The sequence below is a fragment of the Streptomyces spongiicola genome (assembly GCF_003122365.1).
Classification (GTDB): domain Bacteria; phylum Actinomycetota; class Actinomycetes; order Streptomycetales; family Streptomycetaceae; genus Streptomyces; species Streptomyces spongiicola.
Map to the genome: position 1 here is coordinate 1489994 of NZ_CP029254.1, position 18636 is coordinate 1508629.

The following is an 18636-nucleotide window of genomic DNA, read 5'->3' on the forward strand; positions in this document are numbered from 1 at the left end:
GTACGGGAGCGCGGCTGGGCACACCGCGACCGGCGCCGCCCGCCACGACTGCCCGTGCGAGCCGCGCCGGGTTCCCCACGGTCCGGAGCGGCCCGAACCCGCCCTGCGCCATGCCGAGATGACACTCCGGGCCGCCGCGCACCGGTCACCGCCGCGGTACCGGCCGGACCGAAGCGGCCGAAGCGGCCGGGGCTGTCGGGGCCGTCGGGGCCGAGCGCGCGGGAGCGTCAGGCCCTCGCGAAGGAGTAGAAGCGTTTGAGCGCGCAGTGCTCGTCGAGCAGCCGTCCGTAGATCGGCTCGCCCTCGAGTTCACGGTAGGTCTCGATGGGGTCGCCTTTTATGATCAGCGCACGCGCGCACTCCTCGCACCAGTACTGGTACTCGGGGTTGACCGGGTCCATGTCCCGGACGATCGGCGTGCCGCTGCCGCACCAGTCGCACTTCCTCCGGTGTGCACCCATCATTCAGCTCCAGCCGTGGCCGCAGGCGGTGCACACGTACGAGATACCTCCACTGTCGCCGAGTACTTGGACAACACGGGACGAACCGCAGGAGGGGCAGCCGAGGTGAGCACGGTCTTCGGCAGCGAGGAGTCGGTCGTCTTCCCCGTTGCCGCCTCCGGGCATCGCCTCTCCCTCCCGTCCAGGCTTCGTCCCCCTTCAGCCGTCCCGATTCTGCCATGGCGGGGCGAGGGGGTCATCGGCGTCGGCGAACCCGCGCCGCCGTGGTCGCGGAGATCGCCGCGCCTGCCGGGTGCGGGACTTCGACTCGCCCTGGAAACGCGAAATCCCGCCCCTGCCGGGACGGGATACGGATGACACAGACGGCGCCTGCGAAACTGCTGCCGATGATGCCTCTTGTGGAGCTAAGGAGAATTGAACTCCTGACCTCTTGCATGCCATGCAAGCGCTCTACCAACTGAGCTATAGCCCCTTGCGTCCTTCGCGCTCCGCGCTGCGAACAAGAAGAACCTTAGCCTGTGACCAGCCGGAAAGTGAAATCGGCCGGTCCCGGGCCGTCCATCCGGCCCCGGGCGGGCCGGGCCCGGTCGACCCTCGCACCGGGCGTTTCGCTGCCGGGGCAGGCAGTGCGCCGCCGGAGGCGGTCCCGGAGCGCTCGCGGAGTCGTTCGGGGCCCGGCCGGGCCGGGCCCCGAACGACTCCGCGAGCGCTCCCCGGGGTAAGGGCGCGTGGCCCCGCGCCCCGCCGCGCTGCGCCGCCGTGTCAACCTCCGTCGGTCGGTGTCGGTCGGTGTCAGTCGCCGTCAGCCGCCGTCAGTCGTCGTCGCCGAGCACCGGTTCGGGGAGCGTGCCCGCATTGTGCTCCAGCAGGCGCCAGCCCCTGGCGCCCTCTCCGAGTACCGACCAGGAGCAGTTCGCGAGACCGCCCAGACCCTCCCAGTGCCGGGCCTCCAGACCCAGCAGCCGGCCGATCGTGGTGCGGATGGTGCCGCCGTGGCTCACGACGACGAGCGTGCCGCCGTCGGGCAGCTTGCCGGCGTGGCGCAGCACGACCGGCGCCGCCCGGTCGGCGACCTCGGTCTCCAGCTCACCGCCGCCGCGGCGCACGGGCTCGCCGCGCTTCCAGGCGGCGTACTCCTCGCCGTGGCGCTCGACGATCTCCTCATGGGTCAGCCCCTGCCACGCACCCGCGTACGTCTCGCGCAGTGCGGAGTCCCGGGTGACCGCGTGGCCGGTGATCGAGGCGAGTTCGTCGGCCGTCGTCGCCGCCCGGCTGAGATCCGAGCTGATGATCGCGTCCGGCTTCAGAGAGGCGAGGAGCCGGGCGGACCGCCTGGCCTGGTTGACGCCGGTCTCGGTCAACCCGATGTCCGTGGAGCCCTGGAACCGGCGTTCGAGGTTCCAGGCGGTCTGGCCGTGCCGCCACAGGACGATGCGGCGGCCTCTGCCCTTGCCGGTGTCGCTGCGGATCAGCTCAGCTCACCGTCCGATCCGCTGCCGTCGCCGGTGAGCCCGGCGTGCTCCTCGGTCTTGCCCCGGGTCCGCACGGCGTCCTCGGGCAGCGGAAGCTCCGGGCAGTCCTTCCAGAGTCGCTCCAGGGCGTAGAAGACCCGCTCCTCGCTGTGCTGGACGTGGACCACGACGTCGACGTAGTCGAGCAGGATCCAGCGCGCGTCACGGTCGCCCTCGCGGCGCACCGGCTTGGCGCCCAGCTCCTTGAGCAGCTTCTCCTCGATCTCGTCCACGATCGACTTGACCTGGCGGTCGCTCGGGGCGGAGGCGAGGAGGAACGCGTCGGTGATCGACAGCACCTCGCTGACGTCGTAGGCGATGATGTCGTGCGCGAGCTTGTCCGCAGCCGCCTGCGCGGCGACGTCGATGAGCTCGAGGGAACGGTCCGTAGCGGTCACAAGCAGGCTTTCGTCGGCGGTCGGGACCCTTACAGGGTCTCACGGACCACGGACAGCCCACGCGGCAACCGATCGCGGGCGGCTCGCATCGCGCGGACGCGCCGCCCCGGGCAGCTCCGCCGGCTCACCGGGGCCGCGGGCGGCGCTCCGCCGTGCCGACCGGGAAGCTCCGCCGGCTCACCCGGAGTCGTGGTCCTGGCCGAGAACGACCAGCACGTCGGCGTTCGAAGCCGCCTCGCCCTTCCCGACCGCGCTCTCGTCCAGGCCCAGGGTCTTGGCGACCTCCACGGCGTTCTGCTTCTGCGCCGCGTCACCGTAGACGACCCGCGTCGACGGCCCGGGGTCCGCACTGCCTGCGTCCACGAACGCGTATCCGCCGTTCACCAGGACGATCCTGGTGCTCTCGGTCGCGTCGCCGTCGCCGCTGCCGTTGCGGACGGCCACCCGGACCGCCGCGCCCTGCTCCGGTGCGCTGACGCGGCCGCCGAGCACGTCCTTCACCATGCCGTCGGCGACGTCCCGGCCGAGCGTCCCGTCGTCCTGGACGGGCAGCACCGCGGTCTTGTAGTCGCCCCCCTTGGCGCGCCCGGAGAGCCTGGCGAGCGACGCCCCGAGGTCCTTCTCGGGTAGCGACGGGTCGAGGATCTGGGCCAGGGTCTCGATGGTCACGGTGGCGGACGCGGCGTCGCTCGGCATCTTCCGCAGCACTCCGTACATGACCTGGCCGAACCGCTGCAGCTGCTCGGCCTCGGCCTCTCCAGGGGCGCGGTGGGTGGCGTAGGCGACGGCCGAGCGCCCGTCGAGCGTCTGGTTCTCGCCCTGCCGCACCAGGGGTGCGTCGCCCTTCCGGGCCCCGGGCACCACCGTGTCGGTGGTGATGTCGATACCGCCGACCAGCTCGACGAGGTTCTCGAGGTACGGGGTGTCCAGGCGCCAGGTACCGGTGATCCGGGTGCCGAGCAGGGTGCCGACGGCCTCGCGCGTGCCGGTGGTGCCGTCCTCGTCGACGGACTTGCCGAGGGTGGTGGCGGACCCCTCGTCGTCGGCGACGGAGAGTGCGTTCGGCAGCAGCACGGTGGTGCCCTGCCCCGTGGTGGCGTTGTCCACGAGGAGGGCGGTCGACGTGCCCTTCTGCCGGGTGTTGTGGAGGTGCAGGACGATCACGTCCCGTTGCTGCGGACCCGTCGCGGTGGTCTGCGCGCCCCCGGCGTCCGAGGTGCCGGGCAGCTTGCCCGCGTACCAGAGGTAGCCGACGCCGCCCGTGACGGCGAGGGCCAGGACCGCGGCGAGGGCCACGACGCGGTTGCGGCCGCGCCGTTTGGCCTCCTCGCGGCGCTCGGAGCGGCTCTCGGTGAACTTGAGCCAGTCGATGACGTCCTCGGAAGTCTCGTCCGGCTCCTCGACGAAGGAGAACTGCTCGGTGCGGTACTCGCCGTCACCGTCGCCGTCGGCGGCACCGTCGGCGGCACGGCGCTGACCGGGCAGGGCCGCGCCGCCCCGGTCCGGCTCGGCCGGGGCGGGATCATGGTGCTCGCCGGGCCGCTGCGGCGCGGCGGGCTGCTCCTGGGAGGGCACGCTCCACTGCCGGCCGGTGTCGACCGGAGCCCGCCGGCCCGCCTCGTGGCCGGGTCCGCGGTCACCGTAGCCGTATCCGTAGCCGTCCTGGGGCGGTTGCTCCAGGCCGTAGGGGTCGTACGGCTGCTGCGGTCGCATCTGCTGCCCGGGCTGCTGCTGTGTGGTCTGAGCCTGCTGCTGGGGCTCGGGCTGGGGGTAGGGGTAGGCGTGGGGGTCGTAGCCGTACTCCTGGGACGCCTGGGACGGCGGGTGCTCGTGCTGCGGCTCGTGCGGGCCCGGGGAGTACCGGCCGTACGCGTCGTAACCGGGGTACTGCGGGTCGTGCTGGGTTTGCGGGGGGTACTGGTAGACCGGCTGCCCGTACTCGTCGTAGCCGACGATCCGCGGCTGCTGCGGGTGGTACGCGTCGTACGGGTCGTACGGGTGCTGCTGGTCGTTCACCGGTGCCCCTCTCCGTGGCTCACTAGCCGCGGTACAACTGGCGCTTGTCGATGTAGCGCACCACACCGTCCGGCACCAGATACCAGACCGGATCGCCCTGCGCGACCCTCGCGCGGCAGTCGGTGGACGAGATCGCCAGCGCGGGCACCTCCACCAGGGAGACGCCGCCCTTGGGGAGCCCGTCGTCAGTCAGGTCGTGACCCGGCCGGGTCACGCCGATGAAGTGCGCGAGGGAGAACAGCTCCTCCGCGTCCCGCCAGGTGAGGATCTGGGACAGCGCGTCGGCCCCGGTGATGAAGAAGAGGTCCGAGTCCGTGTTGAGTGCCCGCAGGTCCCGGAGGGTGTCGATGGTGTAGGTCGGCCCGCCGCGGTCGATGTCGATGCGGCTGACGGAGAACTGCGGGTTGGAAGCCGTGGCGATGACCGTCATCAGATAGCGGTCCTCAGCAGGCGACACCGCCTTGTGGCCCTTCTGCCACGGCTGTCCGGTCGGTACGAACACCACCTCGTCGAGGTGGAACAGGGCCGCCACCTCGCTGGCGGCCACCAGGTGTCCATGGTGGATCGGGTCGAACGTCCCGCCCATGACGCCGAGTCGGCGCTTGCCGCGGCCGGTCGTAGGCACTTCCTGCTGTCCCATGCGTGCAGAGCCTACTGGCACGGCCGTTCGGATCCGGCTCAGCGGTCGCGGTTGAAGCGGGTGGTGATCCACAGCAGCAGGAGCAGCGCGCCCAGCGAGCCGAAACCGGTGAGGTAGGGGCTGAGGCTTTGGTGGCCGCCACCGTGCTCGGCGTCCTCGGCGAGAGTGACCAGGGTGGCGGCGGTGCTGGCGAGACTCATCTTCTGCGGGCCCTATCGATCGGAGTCGGAGCGGAGACTTCGGGCACATCGTATGCGTGCCCTCCGGGCACGCTCACGCCGACTCGGTGTTGCCGGTTCGCCGGCCCGGTCCGCGGCCGAGTGCGGTGTCCACCGGGCGGGCGCCGCCGAGGGGAACCGGGCCCCGGCGGAGTTGTCCACAGCCCCCGCCGCATCGCGACGGCAGCGCCTAGTGTGGGGTCTGTCAGGGGGACGGGGCACGACCCCTGACGACGGCAGGACGCGTCGAGAACCAAGGGGGCACCATGACCGACCGCAGTTCCGAGAACGTGCCGGGCAGGCGCCGCACGCGCTTCCCGGGCATCTCCTCGCGGGCGTACGAGCACCCGGCGGACCGTTCGGCGCTGGTCGCCCTGCGCAGGCTGAGCGGGTTCGACACGGTGTTCAAGGCGCTGAGCGGGCTGCTGCCGGAGCGCAGCCTGCGGCTGCTCTTCCTGTCCGACTCGGTGCGGGTGAGCGAGACCCAGTTCGCGCACCTGCACACGATGCTGCGCGACGCCTGCTACATCCTGGACCTGGAGAAGGTCCCGCAGATGTACGTCACACAGGACCCGAAGCCGAACGCCATGTGCATCGGCCTGGACGAGCCGATCATCACGGTCACCACCGGCCTGGTGGAGCTGCTCGACGAGGAGGAGATGCGGGCGGTCGTGGGCCACGAGGTGGGGCACGCCCTGTCCGGCCACTCCGTCTACCGCACCGTCCTGCTCTTCCTCACCGGTCTCGCGGTCAAGGTGGCCTGGATCCCGCTGGGCAACATGGCCGTCATGGCGATCGTGACCGCGCTGCGGGAGTGGTTCCGCAAGTCGGAGCTGTCCGCGGACCGGGCCGGGCTCCTGGTGGGCCAGGATCTGCAGGCCTCGATGCGCGGTCTGATGAAGATCGCGGGCGGCAACCATCTGCACGAGATGCACGTGGACTCCTTCCTGGAGCAGGCCGAGGAGTACGAGGCCGGGGGCGACCTGCGGGACTCGGTGCTGAAGATCCTCAACATGCTGCCGAGGACGCATCCGTTCACGACCGTGCGCGCCGCCGAGCTGAAGAAGTGGGCGGAGAGCCGTGACTACCAGCGGATCGTCGACGGCCACTACCCGCGGCGCACGGAGGACGAGGACACCTCCGTCACCGACTCGTTCCGTGAGTCCGCCTCGCACTACGCGGACTCGGTGCGGGGCAGCAGGGATCCGCTGATGAAGCTGGTGGGGGACATAGCGGGCGGCGCGGGCGACCTGGGCGGCCGGCTGCGCGACAGGTTCGCCTCGGCCGCGTCCGGCGGCAGCCGCGGGGGTGGCGACGGAAGCGGCCCGAAGGACGCGGGGACCGGCCGGGGGGACGACGGCCCGGAGACGACGGGTCAGCGCGGGGGCTGACCGCCGCTCGAGAGGGTCCCGCAGACCGCCGCCGCGGCACGACCGGATTCGTACGGGTCGGTCCCGGCCGGTCCCCTGCCGGTAGCCCGCCGGCCCGCCAGCAGCGGCTGCATCACGGCGGCCGCGTCGGCCGAGCAGGACATCGGGCCCGCCTGCGTGTAGCTGAACAGCAGCTCGGCCCGGTGAGCGCGCAGGTCGCCGCGGTCGAAGCGGAAGTGCAGCTGACGCCGCACGGTGAAAAGGGAGGCGCCGTCCGCGGTCCGGCCGTCAGGGGCGGCGGTCGCGCCCCCTCCCGCCCCGGCGGGACGCACCGTGTAGGCGAAGGTGTGGTCCGTGGTCACCTCCAGCGCGTCGGGGCCGGCCTCGGCGAAGGCCAGTGAGCCGCGGACCCGTACCTCCGGGGCGGCCATCGCGACACGATCCGGGTCGAAGCGGACGAGCCAGCCGGTCGCCGCGTGGCGGCCGTCGTCCTCGGGTTCGTTCATCGACCGGTCGAACTGGTCCAGCTGGTCCGGGTCGAGCAGCACCCGCACCGGCCGTACGGCGCCCTGGCCGAGGACCGCGGGGTCGACGGATGACCCCACCAGATAGTCCTTGGCGATGGTCAGCGCGGTCATCACCTGGTCGTCCGAGAAGTTCCTGGTGTGCCGTACGGCCGGAAGGGTGATGCCGGCGGCTCCGGTGCGGAAATCCGCCGCGGGGCTGCGGGCGAACAGACCGGCCGGGTCGCCGCCCGCCACGGTCCCCTCGGGGGCGAGCGGGACGACGGTGCTCCGCAGCGCCTGGACGGGCCGGCCCTCCGGCGGGCGGTAGGGGTGGCGCACGCCCGTGTAGAGGGCGGCACCGAAGGCCATGGCGATCAGCAGCACCAGCACCAGGAAGTGCCTGGGCCCGCTGCGCAGTCCCCGTCCGGGTCGGCTGCGGACGGCAGTGGCGTGGTCCCCCATCCGCTCCCGGGCCGAGAACTCCTGGAGGCGGGCAGCACGGACGAACGATTCGTCGAAGACGACGGACCGGTACTCGTCGTCGTTTCCGCCGGGGAGCCCCTCGGGTGTCCCCTCAGGTGGGTCTCCACGCCCTGCCATGTCTTCAGGGTAGGTCTGCGGGCGTCCGCGTGAACGCGGCGCCGGACGCCGTGGCGCGTTCGCCGGGACCGGCCGGGTCAGGGCGTGCGGGGGACCGCGGAGACGGGGGGCGCGGAGTACTCGGCCGACGCGGCGGGACTCGCTCCACGGTCCGGGACGGTGCCTCTGGCGGGCGCGTCGACGCCGGTGGTGGTGGTCGGTGTGGGCGGGGGGTCCTGGCGGCCGGCCGACGCTCCCCGGTACACGGCCGTGAAGGCCAGGGCCACCATGCCGACGCCCATCACCACGGCGAGGACCCAGGCGACCGGACGGTGCCAGCGGGCGGAGCCCCGGTAGGGCCGCAGCGCGCCGCCGTGCGGCCCGTAGGGGTCGGCGTAGCCGTCGAGGCCTTCGGGGTCGGACTCGCCGGGGCCGCGTTCCCGGCCGTACTCGCCGGACGGGCCACGGCCGTCGTCATGGAACTCGTCGTCCGTGGGGGCGAGGCCCGACCGGGCGCGAGCCGCCTCCGCCTCGGCACGGGCCTGTGCGGCGGCGAGCAGCCGCTCCACGGCGCTCGGTTCGTGGATCTCCGCGGCCCGGACGAATTCCTCGTCGAACACCACGGAGGCGAAGTCCTGGTCCGCGCCTCCGCGGTCGTCGTCGGGCTCCCGGCCGTCCGGGAACGGCCTGCCCCCCACGTCGTCCGGCACGTCTTCAGGGTAGACCTGGGTCTGGGATTTCGTCAGGGAGTGCGGGCATCCGACCGCACCCGCCCGTCACCGGGTGTGACCGTCCCCCGTCACGATGTACTTGGTCGAGGTCAGCTCGGGCAGGCCCATCGGGCCGCGGGCGTGCAGCTTCTGCGTGGAGATGCCGATCTCGGCGCCGAAACCGAACTGACCGCCGTCGGTGAAGCGGGTGGACGCGTTCACGGCCACCGTCGTGGAGTCCACCAGCCGGGTGAAGCGCCGGGCCGCCGCCTGGGACGTGGTGACGATGGCCTCGGTGTGCCCGGAGGACCACAGGCGGATGTGCTCCACGGCCTTGTCCAGGGAGTCCACCACGGCCGCGGCGATGTCGTAGGACAGGTACTCGGTCTCCCAGTCCTCGTCCGTGGCGGGCACCACCGTGGCCTTGGAGCCCTCGGCGAGCGCGAGGGTGCGCTCGTCCGCGTGGACGGTGACGCCGGCCTCGGCGAGGGCCTGAAGGGCCCGGGGCAGAAAGGCCCCTGCGATGTCCCGGTGGACCAGGAGGGTCTCCGCGGCGTTGCAGACGCTCGGCCGCTGGGCCTTGGAGTTGACCAGGATGTCGACGGCCATGTCGAGGTCGGCCTGGGCGTCGACGTAGACATGGCAGTTGCCGGTGCCGGTCTCGATGACCGGGACGGTGGACTCCTCGACCACGGTCCGGATCAGGGAGGCCCCGCCGCGGGGGATGAGGACGTCGACGAGACCGCGGGCGCGCATCAGCTCCCTCACGGAGTCGCGGCTCTCACCGGGGACCAGCTGCACGGCGTCCGCGGGCAGCCCGGAGCCGCCGACGGCATCCCGCACCACCCTCACCAGGGCGGTGTTCGAGGAGTACGCGGAGGAGGAGCCGCGGAGCAGCACGGCGTTGCCGGACTTCAGGCACAGCGCGGCGGCGTCCACCGTCACGTTCGGCCGCGCCTCGTAGATGATGCCGACGACGCCGAGGGGGACGCGGACCTGGCGCAGGTCGATCCCGTTGGGGAGGGTCGACCCGCGGACGACCTCACCGACCGGGTCGGGCAGCGCGGCGACGTGCCGGACGTCCGCGGCGATGGCCCGCACCCGCTCCGGGGTCAGGGTGAGCCGGTCGACGATGGCCTCGCTGGTGCCGGCCTCCCGGGCGCGGGCGATGTCCTCGGCGTTGGCCTCGACGATCTCGCCGGTCCGCACCTCGAGGGCGTCGGCGATCGCCAGCAGGGCGTCGTCCTTGACCGCACGCGGAAGTGGCGCGATGTCGGCGGCCGCGGCGCGGGCCCGGTAGGCGGCCCGGACGACCGGGGTCAGGTTGTCGTACGGCGAGAGCGAGGTCATGCCCGCAGGGTAATGCGCACGCCGCGGACATCCCCCGGGTATTCCGCACTGCGAGACGCGGCGGACCGGGCGCCGGTACGGGAGGGGCCTTCCCCGGGGGCGGCCGCCCCGGGCCCGGACACCGGTTCCACCGGCCGGTCCCGCCGACCGGCACGAGGTCCCGGTGGCAGGTCCGGTGGCAGGTCCCGGCGCGGGGCCCCGGTGGCCGCCGTCGTCAGAAGGGGTGAACGCCGACGGGTGTGGCCGGGGGCAGCCCGTACCCCTCGGCGATGCGCTGGTGGTAGGTCTCGCGGTCGATGACCTCCAGGCCGACGATCTCCCACGGCGGCAGCCTGGCAGTGGACCGGTGCTCACCCCACAGCCGCAGGGCTACCGCGGCGGCGTCGTGCAGGTCCCGGGCCTCTTCCCAGTAGCGGATCTCGGCGTGGTCGCCGGCGTACCGGCTGGTGAGCAGGAACGGATGGTCGTGGGCGAGCTGCTCCAGCCCGCGTCTGACGTCCTGCAGCGGCGTCTGCGCGCCCGAGACGCAAAGGGTGATGTGCCACAGCCGGGACACGGCCCGCTCGCCGGCGTGCGGCTCGGCGTCCTCGGCTGCCTGGCGTTCCCTCAGGTGGAGCCCGTCGGCCCGGGTGAGGCCGTCCCGGGCGCCGAGGTCCGCGGGCCGTTCGAGATCGGGGCCCGCGTCCACACTGCTCAGGGCGCGCTGCTCCCCAACGGACCTGCGGGCGTGGGTGGTTGCCCGTGTCCCACGGGGCGCCGCCCCTGGGCGCGCTCGTCTCACCGGCGGCCTCCTTTCGATGCGTCGTGGTGCCGAACCCCGCCTTCAACCCCTCTGACAAAGTTGACCAGTCCGGGGCCGGTGGTGGGGCGGTTTTGATGAAGGTCCCTGCCGGAGGGCCGGACTTTCAGCCGTTTCAGGGTGATGTCAGGGGTTCAGGACGACGAGGTCGTCCCTGTGTACGACCTCCCGCTCGTAGGCGGGACCGAGTTCCCTGGCCAGGTCGCGGGTGGAGCGGCCGAGGAGGAGGGGGAGTTCCCTGGAGTCGTAGTTCACCAGGCCCCGGGCGACGGCCCGGCCTCCGGCGTCCCGCAGCTCCACCGGGTCCCCGGCCGTGAACTCGCCGTCGACCGCTGCGATTCCCGCGGGCAGCAGTGACTTGCGGCCCTCCACCACCGCCCTCACGGCCCCGTCGTCGAGGGTGAGCGCGCCCTGCGGGGTGGAGGCGTGGGCGAGCCACAGCAGCCGGTCGGCGGACCGCCGACCGGTTCGGCGGAAGTAGGTGCCGGTGTCCCGTCCGGCGAGGGCGTCGGCGGCACGGGAGGCGGAGGTGAGGACGACCGGGACGCCGGCCGCCGCGGCGATCCGGGCCGCCTCCACCTTGGTGACCATGCCGCCGGTACCGACTCCGGCCCTGCCCGCGGAGCCGATCTCCACCCCGGCAAGGTCGGCGGGCCCGCCGACCTCCGCGATCCGGGAGGTGCCGGGCCTGCCCGGGTCGCCGTCGTAGAGGCCGTCCACGTCGGAGAGCAGGACCAGCAGGTCGGCGCGGACGAGGTGCGCGACGAGGGCGGCGAGCCGGTCGTTGTCCCCGAAGCGGATCTCGTCCGTGGCGACGGTGTCGTTCTCGTTGACGACGGGGACGGCGCCCATGGCGAGCAACTGGTCGAGGGTGCGGTAGGCGTTGCGGTAGTGGGCGCGGCGGCTGGTGTCGTCGGTGGTGAGGAGCACCTGCCCGACGCGGACGCCGTAGCGGGCGAAGGAGGCGGTGTAGCGGGCGACCAGCAGGCCCTGGCCGACGCTGGCGGCCGCCTGCTGACGGGCCAGGTCCCTGGGCCGGCGGGCCAGCCCGAGCGGCGCGAGCCCGGCGGCGATGGCTCCGCTGGAGACGAGCACTATCTCCTTCTCACCGCCGCTGCGGACCTTGGCGAGCACGTCCACGAGGGCGTCCACCCGGTCGGCGTCGAGTCCCCCGGAGGCCGTGGTGAGTGAGGACGAGCCCACCTTCACGACGACTCTGCGTGCTTCCGTCACATACTGCCTTGCCACTGTCACGTGCCGAATCTATGCCAGGCGCGGCCGTCGGCGCGCCTTCGTTCCGGCGGCCGGACAGGCATCCGGCCTTGGCCGGAAGCGGGCGGGGCGGGAAACGGGCGGGGCGTCCGTCCGCCCTCCCCGGGCCGCGTCCCCGGGCCGCGCCGCCGGCCGGCCCGCGAGCCGCCTCGCGGGGAGGCCGCCTCGCGGGGAGGCCGGGCAGGCGCCCGGGCCGGCGGGACAGCGGCCGGCGGGACAGCTCCCCCAGGGTGACCACGACGGCCGCCGCGATCATCAGCCAGGCGTTGTCGCCGAGCGCCCACGCGATATAGCCGGCGGTGAAGACCACCACCCCGGCCACCAGGCGCAGCCGGTCGTCGAGGCGCCCCAGCAGCCTGCCCACCCACAGGCCGCAGGCCACGACGAGCAGGGTGTTGGTGGCCCGCAGGATGCCCAGCACGTTCACGCCGTCGACGGTCACCTGCCAGGAGCCCAGCGACAGCAGTTGCTGCTCGGGGAAGTCGGAGCCGAGCACGCCTTCGCCTCGGACTCGGCGGCCACGGCGACCATCGGGGTGTAGGCGTCCTTGTCCGCGGGCCGGCGGGACAGCGGCCGGCGGGACAGCGGCCGGCGGGTCAGCGGGCCGCGGCGGCCGCCCCCGCACCGTCGGTCCCGCCGACGCCGGCGCCGGCGCCGTTGCCCTCGGCTTCGGCACCCGGCCCGCCGGCGTCCGACTCCCGGTCGAGTTCGCCGATGGCCTGCTCCCCGACGCGCTGCCGCACCCCGGTGTTGCGTGCCTCGGCCTTGGCCGCGAGGGCGCGCACCGCGGCGTCGAACTGCTCGATCGACGAGGGCTCGTCCGGCCCGAGGAGGTACTTCCTCAGCTCGGCGCGCGCGCCCGAGAGGGTGTCGGCCGCCGGGTCGGCGACGGCCGCCAGCAGCCGGTCGACCTCCCCCGCGCCGTTGGAGAGGACGACCGCCGCGCGGACCGCGGTGTTCTGGCGCCTGAACTCCTCCTCGCCGAGTTCCGCCGAGTCGGTCACCGCGTACGGCTTGCCGCTGGCGATGAAGTCCGAGACGACACTGGAGATGTCGGAGACCATGGCGTCGGACTCGTTGAAGCAGTCGTACAGCGCGGGCCGGGAGCCGGTGACGACGGCGTGCTCCCACCACCCGAAGGAGCGCCAGTAGGCGGCGTTCCACTCCGCCCGCAGGTTCTTGATCTCGGCCAGGCGCTCGGGGTCGGCGAGGGAGACACGGGACTCCTCGGCCTCGTCGCCGCCGGCGCGGCCGGGCTTGGTGAGCGCCGCGAGCCGGGCCTCGATCCGGGCCAGCGAGGCGCGGGCGGCGGCCTGTTCGCCCTGCGCGGCGGCGGCCTCTCCGGCCCAGCGCGGGTCGGCGGCGCGCTCTGCGGCGGCCTTCCGCACCATCGCCGTGATCCGCTCGTGGGCGGCGAGGGCCTTCTTGTTGCGGATTCCGGTGAAGGGGTGCGGCTTGTAGATCAGGCGCACCGGGTGCTCCGCCTCGAGCAGCCGCCGGACGATGTTCTCGCCCGCGAGCAGCAGGGAGGTGTTGCCGGGGTTGTTGTCCCAGCCCTCCCAGGTGGGTGCGTACAGGACGGTGGGGACGGGGTTCTTCGGTGTGCCGGTCCAGGGCCGGATGGGGGCCAGCTGCGGGCGGCCCACCTCGACGATGTCGTCGTCGCGGACGCCGACGTCGGCGATCGCATAGCGGTCGCGGCCGGCCCGGCCCGCGGTCCACACCTCGTCGTACACCTTGGAGAAGGGGTTGACGCTGGCGAGCTTGTCGCTGTCGCCGTGGCCGATGAAGACGTGCTTCATGGTCGGGACGCGCAGCATGTGGATGTTCTTGCCGACGTTGGCCGGATAGAGCGCGACCCGGACCGAGTCGAACGTCGTCGTCATGAGGTGCTGGCCGCCCGGGATGCACAGCACCGGTACGGAGGTCTGGTTGAGCTTCGCGACGAGGCCCCGCTCGCGCATGACGACGATCGGCCGCCCCTCGAGCTGCTCCATGGTCTCGAGCCACATGTTGACCTGGTAGGCGGAGTCCTCGGAGCCGGAGAAGTACAGCGCCACGGTGGGCTGGTACTCGTCGAGCCACTTCTGGACGGCCTTGAGTACGGCGGGCCCGGAGGGCACCCGGCGCCTGCGGCGGAGGTAGGGCACGAGTGCCGCGGTGTAGCCGAGGGCGAGGGCGATGCTCAGGGCGGTGCCGGCGTAGCCGACGGCGTCGTGCCCGGTGGCGGCCGCGACGACGACGCCCGCCATCGCGGGGATGTCGAGGTGCAGCATCTTCTCGCCGGAGCGCCGCAGCAGGGCGCGCGGCGGGGCGTCCGGGATGCGCACGGCGTGGAGGTCGACGTTGCGGGTGACGACCGGCATGGTCCGGCGCAGCCGGATCAGGGTGGTGAGGGCTCCGTGCGGGGCCTGGAGGCCGTAGAAGAGCAGGAAGAACGCGACGGCGGCGTAGAACAGCGGTCCCTCGGCGAGGCCCGTGCGGGCGAGCAGCAGGATCAGCAGCAGCTGGCGGAGCATGAAGCGGATCGGCAGACCGGCCCGGACCTTGTTGAGGCGGTTGACCAGGTAGCTGCCGCGCTGGTGCAGGTACCAGTCGGCGGCGTAGGTCACGGCCGCGGCCGCCGCGAACATCCAGATGTCCGGGATCAGCGCGGCGATCACCACGCAGGGATAGCCCAGGCCCATCAGGACCGCGGCGGCCAGCTCTGACCTGCTGCCCACACGTGCCAGGCGAATGGCGGTCGAAATCACGTAGAACCTGCTCCGAAAGTGCCGTTGAGTGCCGTTAAGTGCCGCTTGATTCACATTGGGGAAAATTGTGAGGGCGGGTCCTCACGAACTCGGGCCTCTGGGGATCGCGGCGGCGATCCCAGAGGCCCGAATCAGATCATTGACGGAGGAGTATTACACATCTGCCTGTCGGTCCAGCACGGACGCCAGGGCCTGCTCGAATCCGGAGGCCTCGCCTGCCCCGCGGGTCGGGTCCTGTTGCCGTACGTCGATGACATGGCCGGTCAGCTCGGAAAGCAGCACGTCCAGCGAGGTCCGGGCCACGGCCTCGGAGGACAGCAGCGAACCGGCCGGCTCCCGGCCGAACGCCTTGGTGCGCATCGGTGTGGCCGTGCGCTCGGGGTTGACGCAATTCACCCGGATCCCGTCGGCCGCCCATTCGTCGGAGAGGGCCTGGGTGAGATTCACCATAGCCGCCTTGGTCGACGAGTAGAGGCTGTATTCGGCGCGGCCCCGGGTGTAGCTGGACGAGGTGTAGAGAAGCAGCTGCCCCTTGCTCTCCGCCAAGTACTTGTACGAGGCACGGGCGATCTGGACGGGCGCCAGGTAATTGACGTTCAGCGCTTCCTGAATGGTCGCGTTGTCGGTCTCGGCGAGCTTGCCGATGCGCAGCACGCCCGCGGTGTTGATGACGTAGTCGACGCGTCCGGTCTCCGCGTACGCCTTGGAGAGGGCGTCGTCGACGTGCTCCGGGTTCTCCACATGGGTGCCGGTGGTGGAGCGGCCCAGCGCGTAGACGTTCGCGCCGTACTCCTCGGCGAGGGCGGCGATGTCGGCGCCGATGCCGTACGAGCCGCCGAAGACGACCAGGGTCCGGCCGGCCAGCAGCTCGCGGTAGGCGGCCTCACCGGCCTGGCGGGGCGCCGCGGTGGAGGCGAGCTGGAACAGCTTGTCGGCGATGAAGACGTCGACCGGCTGCGTCACCTTCATGTTGTACTCGTCACCCGCGACGACGTGGATCGGCACGTCGGGGAGGTACTTGAGGACGACGCTGCAGTCGTCGGTCGCCTGGAAGTTGGGGTCGCCCGCGGCGATCTGGTACGCCCGGCGGATCGTCGAGAGCTTGAACGCCTGCGGGGTCTGGCCGCGGCGCAGCCGGGAGCGGTCCGGGACGTCGGTGATGAACTCGCCGTCCTCCCCGTGCGTGCGGGTCACGATGATGGTGTCGGCGGAGGGGATGGCCACGTCCACGGCGTGGTAGCGCTCCAGGGCCCTCACACAGTCCGCGATCACTCGCTGTGACAGAAGCGGACGCACCGCGTCATGGAAGAGGACGTTGGCGTCCTCGCCCTCGGCGAGGCCCTCGCCGAGGGCGGCGATCGCCCGCTCGGTGGTCTCGTTCCGGGTCGCGCCGCCCTCGATGACCCGGCGCACCTTGGTCAGCCCCGCCTTGGCGATGATCTTCTCCACGTCGGGGACGAAACCCGGCGCCATCAGCACGATCACATCGTCGATCGCTTCGGCCTGTTCGAAGATCGTCAGCGTGTGCTCGATGACGGCCTTGCCGGCGATCTTCAGCAGCTGCTTGGGGATCGCGAGTCCCACACGCTGGCCGGTACCACCGGCGAGCACGACTGCGGTGGTGCGGGGCTTGGCTTCGTGCGGCACGGACACAGACGGACCTCTACCTTGCGATGAACTGGGGACGGTGTGATGGTCGCACTCTGCGTGACCGTCCCGCAAGGCGCTCCGCAAGGGCTCCACACCGCCCGGAAAGCCCGCGTTCACCCGGTGGTCAGGGAGGTTCGCGAGGACGGACCGGTCCAGGAGGTGACTGACACCACAGGCCAAGGTTGTGGCGCTTGGTCACTTCATCGCTTTGTCGATGACTTTGAGCACGAGTTCGCTGCCCGCGCTGAAGAAGATCTTCACCGTGACCCGATCCGGTTCCCGCAGACGGAGCCGGTCCACGGCGGCCCGGATGCGCGCGAAGGGACGCTTCCTGAGAAGGTCGACGGCGGGGTAGGAGAAGACGCCGCCCTTCTCCACGACGTCGTCGAGCACCCGGCCGATCCGCACCGGCGCCGCTCCGGGCGCATGGCGCAGCCAGAGGTCCCAGACGTCGTGTCCGGAGGCCTGCACCGCGACCGGCGCGGCGAGCGGGATCGCGCAGCGGAACCCGTCGGCCCCGACGCGGGTGCCGGGGAACTCCAGCTCACCCGCGTCCGCTCCGCGGCGGAGCAGCAGGAGCACCGGGTCCCCCACCGGCCGTGCCTGCCCGAGCAGCCGCCCGCACACGGTGATCCGCCGGGAGCCGACGGTGATCCCGCCGGACTCGGCGTGGACCGGGCGCACCCAGGAGCGCAGGGCGAGGCCGCCGTGCCGCACATAGGGGACGAGGGTGTGCACGGGCTCCCCCGGCCTGACGCGTTCGGCGGCCCGCATCGCTCCACGCTGGTCGACGGCCCGGACGGCGAGTCGGGCACGGGCCGGTGCGGCTCCCTTTGCCGCATCTGCGGCACCTGCCGCCGGTGGGTCGATACGGCAGGTCCACACGCCCTCGGCCAGACCGGCGTCGGCGGGGATCACGGCACGGCCGGACGGGCCGAAGGGGAAGACCCGGTCGGGGACGGCGGCGCCGGGATGGGAGCAGACGAGGCCCGCCCGGCCGCGGGGCTCGCCGAGGAGGGCCACGGTCACCGCGCCGTCCGCCTCGGCCGTGCAGTCCACCAGCGGGCCGGGGGCCGGTTCGCCGTTTCCGGTGGTGGCGGGGGCCGTCGCCGCGGGGTGGGTGCGGGTGCGGGTGCCGGCGCCGAGGACCGCGAACAGTTCCTCGTACCGCTTCGCGACCGGCCCCGGGTCGAAGCGGGCGGCGTGGGACCGGGCGGCGGCGCCCATGCGGCGGCGCAGCGGCTCGTCGTCGATGAGGCGGAGAAGGGCTGCGGCGACGGCCCCGCGGTCGCCGACGGGGACGAGCAGGCCGTCGACGCCGTCGGCCACGATCTCGCGCGGTCCGTAGTCGCAGTCCGTGCTGACCACGGGAAGTCCGCACCGCATCGCCTCGACGAGCGTCATCCCGAAGGACTCGTGGCGCGAGGTGGAGACCGCGATGGCGCCTTTCACCCATTCCGGCTCGATGGGTGAGCGGGGCCCCATCAGATGGACGTGGTTGTGGAGACCCAGCTCGTCGATGCGCCTGCGGAGACGCTCCTTCTGCCTGCCCCAGCCGCAGATGCGCAGGGTCCACTCCGGACGCACGGCCACCACCCGGGCGAAGGCCTCGATCAGGACGTCGTACTGCTTCTCCGCGGCGAGCCGGCCGGCCGCGACGACGGTCGTCCCGCCGAGGTCGGAGACCGGCACCACGGGCTCGGGGACGCTGTTCGGTATGGCCAGCACCCGGGTGCCCGGCAGCGGCATCCGCTCCCGCCACACGGCGGCGTCGCCCTCGGAGACGGTCACGAAGGCGTCGAGCGCGGCGAGGTGGGGGCGCAGTTCGGAGCGCAGCTCGGGACTGTGGTGATGGTGCGTCATGTGCTCCTGGCCGATGAGCACGGCCCGGGCGGGTGCGCACCGGGCGACATACGCGACGAGTCCGGGGCGGGTGCCGATGACCACGTCCGCGCCGGAGACGGCGTAGTGCTCGCGCACCCGGCCGTCGGTGAGCCGGCTGTACTCAGCGAAGCGCGCCTCGTGGGGCGGAACGCACTCGGAGGGCTCCAGAGCAAGGGGGTGCTTCGTCTCGTTTCCGGGAGAGGAGGGGCGGGTGTCCACCAGCGGGACGACGGTGATGCGCGGGTCGATCGCGAAGAGCGGCTCGTCCCGGTGCCGGAAGACGGACACGATCTCCACCTCATGGCGTCCGGCGAGCTCCTCCGCGAGGTTGACCGTGGTGCGGATGGTGCCGCCGATGCCGTAGACGGTGTGGATGAGGAAGGAGACCTTCATCGACGCTCCGTTCGGCCGTGCCGGGGCACCTTGCTGCCCCATCCCCGCGAACAAGACGGTGATATCGGGGCCGGGGTTGCGCCACCGCACGGATCCGAACGGAGGGGGCATCGTCCCCGATACCGG

At 72.5% G+C, this 18636-nt stretch carries 16 protein-coding genes and 1 tRNA gene; 1 reads left to right on the forward strand and 16 read right to left on the reverse strand.

The genetic code is table 11. The features are described 5' to 3' along the window. Positions 1-227: 227 nt before the first annotated feature. The 7 genes from DDQ41_RS06495 to DDQ41_RS31620 all read right to left on the reverse strand — a co-directional run bounded on the left by DDQ41_RS06495 (position 228) and on the right by DDQ41_RS31620 (position 5226). Entirely contained in the window at positions 228-461 is a 234-nt protein-coding gene (locus DDQ41_RS06495) for a hypothetical protein (protein ID WP_109297576.1), read from the reverse strand. A 399-nt stretch (positions 462-860) separates the two neighbouring features. Beyond that, positions 861-933 (reverse strand) — tRNA-Ala (locus tag DDQ41_RS06500). Between the two features lie 340 nt (positions 934-1273). After that, positions 1274-1933: a histidine phosphatase family protein gene (locus DDQ41_RS06505; protein WP_373995437.1), complete on the reverse strand. Its 660-nt coding sequence runs from the start codon at positions 1931-1933 to the stop codon at positions 1274-1276. Next, a complete protein-coding gene (rsfS, locus tag DDQ41_RS06510) occupies positions 1930-2370 on the reverse strand; it encodes a ribosome silencing factor (protein ID WP_109293619.1) in 441 nt (146 codons plus the stop codon). The genes DDQ41_RS06505 and rsfS overlap by 4 nt, the downstream gene beginning before the upstream one ends. A gap of 177 nt (positions 2371-2547) precedes the next feature. Next, entirely contained in the window at positions 2548-4386 is a 1839-nt protein-coding gene (locus DDQ41_RS06515; RefSeq protein WP_109293620.1) for an LCP family protein, read from the reverse strand. A gap of 22 nt (positions 4387-4408) precedes the next feature. Beyond that, on the reverse strand, positions 4409-5026 hold the full coding sequence (gene nadD / locus DDQ41_RS06520) for a nicotinate-nucleotide adenylyltransferase (RefSeq protein WP_109293621.1): 618 nt from the start codon (positions 5024-5026) through the stop codon (positions 4409-4411). A gap of 38 nt (positions 5027-5064) precedes the next feature. After that, on the reverse strand, positions 5065-5226 hold the full coding sequence (locus DDQ41_RS31620; protein ID WP_167450240.1) for a hypothetical protein: 162 nt from the start codon (positions 5224-5226) through the stop codon (positions 5065-5067). Between the two features lie 284 nt (positions 5227-5510). On the opposite strand from DDQ41_RS31620, the gene DDQ41_RS06525 reads away from it, so the two are divergent. Next, the gene (locus DDQ41_RS06525) at positions 5511-6635 is read left to right on the forward strand and encodes a M48 family metallopeptidase (RefSeq protein WP_109293622.1); all 1125 of its coding nucleotides are present in this window, start codon (positions 5511-5513) and stop codon (positions 6633-6635) included. On the opposite strand, the gene DDQ41_RS06530 is transcribed toward DDQ41_RS06525, so the two are convergent. The 9 genes from DDQ41_RS06530 to DDQ41_RS06565 form a co-directional block, all read right to left on the reverse strand. After that, positions 6620-7720, reverse strand: a complete 1101-nt coding sequence (locus tag DDQ41_RS06530; protein ID WP_109293623.1) for an SCO2583 family membrane protein — start codon at positions 7718-7720, stop codon at positions 6620-6622. The two genes, DDQ41_RS06525 and DDQ41_RS06530, sit on opposite strands and share 16 nt — an antisense overlap. A 77-nt stretch (positions 7721-7797) precedes the next feature. Then, positions 7798-8409 (reverse strand): SCO2584 family spore wall biosynthesis protein, encoded by a 612-nt coding sequence (locus tag DDQ41_RS06535; protein ID WP_109293624.1) that lies wholly within the window; start codon positions 8407-8409, stop codon positions 7798-7800. Between the two features lie 66 nt (positions 8410-8475). Continuing rightward, positions 8476-9759, reverse strand: coding sequence for a glutamate-5-semialdehyde dehydrogenase (locus DDQ41_RS06540; protein WP_109293625.1), 1284 nt, complete (start codon positions 9757-9759; stop codon positions 8476-8478). Between the two features lie 214 nt (positions 9760-9973). Further along, positions 9974-10540, reverse strand: a complete 567-nt coding sequence (locus DDQ41_RS06545; protein WP_245990986.1) for a hypothetical protein — start codon at positions 10538-10540, stop codon at positions 9974-9976. A 144-nt stretch (positions 10541-10684) separates the two neighbouring features. Continuing rightward, a complete protein-coding gene (proB, locus tag DDQ41_RS06550) occupies positions 10685-11767 on the reverse strand; it encodes a glutamate 5-kinase (protein WP_262508646.1) in 1083 nt (360 codons plus the stop codon). Next, positions 11664-12326, reverse strand: coding sequence for a hypothetical protein (locus tag DDQ41_RS32280; protein WP_262508373.1), 663 nt, complete (start codon positions 12324-12326; stop codon positions 11664-11666). Before DDQ41_RS32280 ends, proB begins: the two co-directional genes overlap by 104 nt. Before the next feature lie 100 nt (positions 12327-12426). Beyond that, a complete protein-coding gene (locus tag DDQ41_RS06555; RefSeq protein WP_373995429.1) occupies positions 12427-14553 on the reverse strand; it encodes a hypothetical protein in 2127 nt (708 codons plus the stop codon). A 183-nt stretch (positions 14554-14736) separates the two neighbouring features. After that, entirely contained in the window at positions 14737-16236 is a 1500-nt protein-coding gene (locus DDQ41_RS06560; protein WP_109293629.1) for a bifunctional cytidylyltransferase/SDR family oxidoreductase, read from the reverse strand. A gap of 192 nt (positions 16237-16428) precedes the next feature. Beyond that, positions 16429-18510: a glycosyltransferase family 4 protein gene (locus tag DDQ41_RS06565; RefSeq protein WP_109293630.1), complete on the reverse strand. Its 2082-nt coding sequence runs from the start codon at positions 18508-18510 to the stop codon at positions 16429-16431. Positions 18511-18636: the final 126 nt, after the last annotated feature.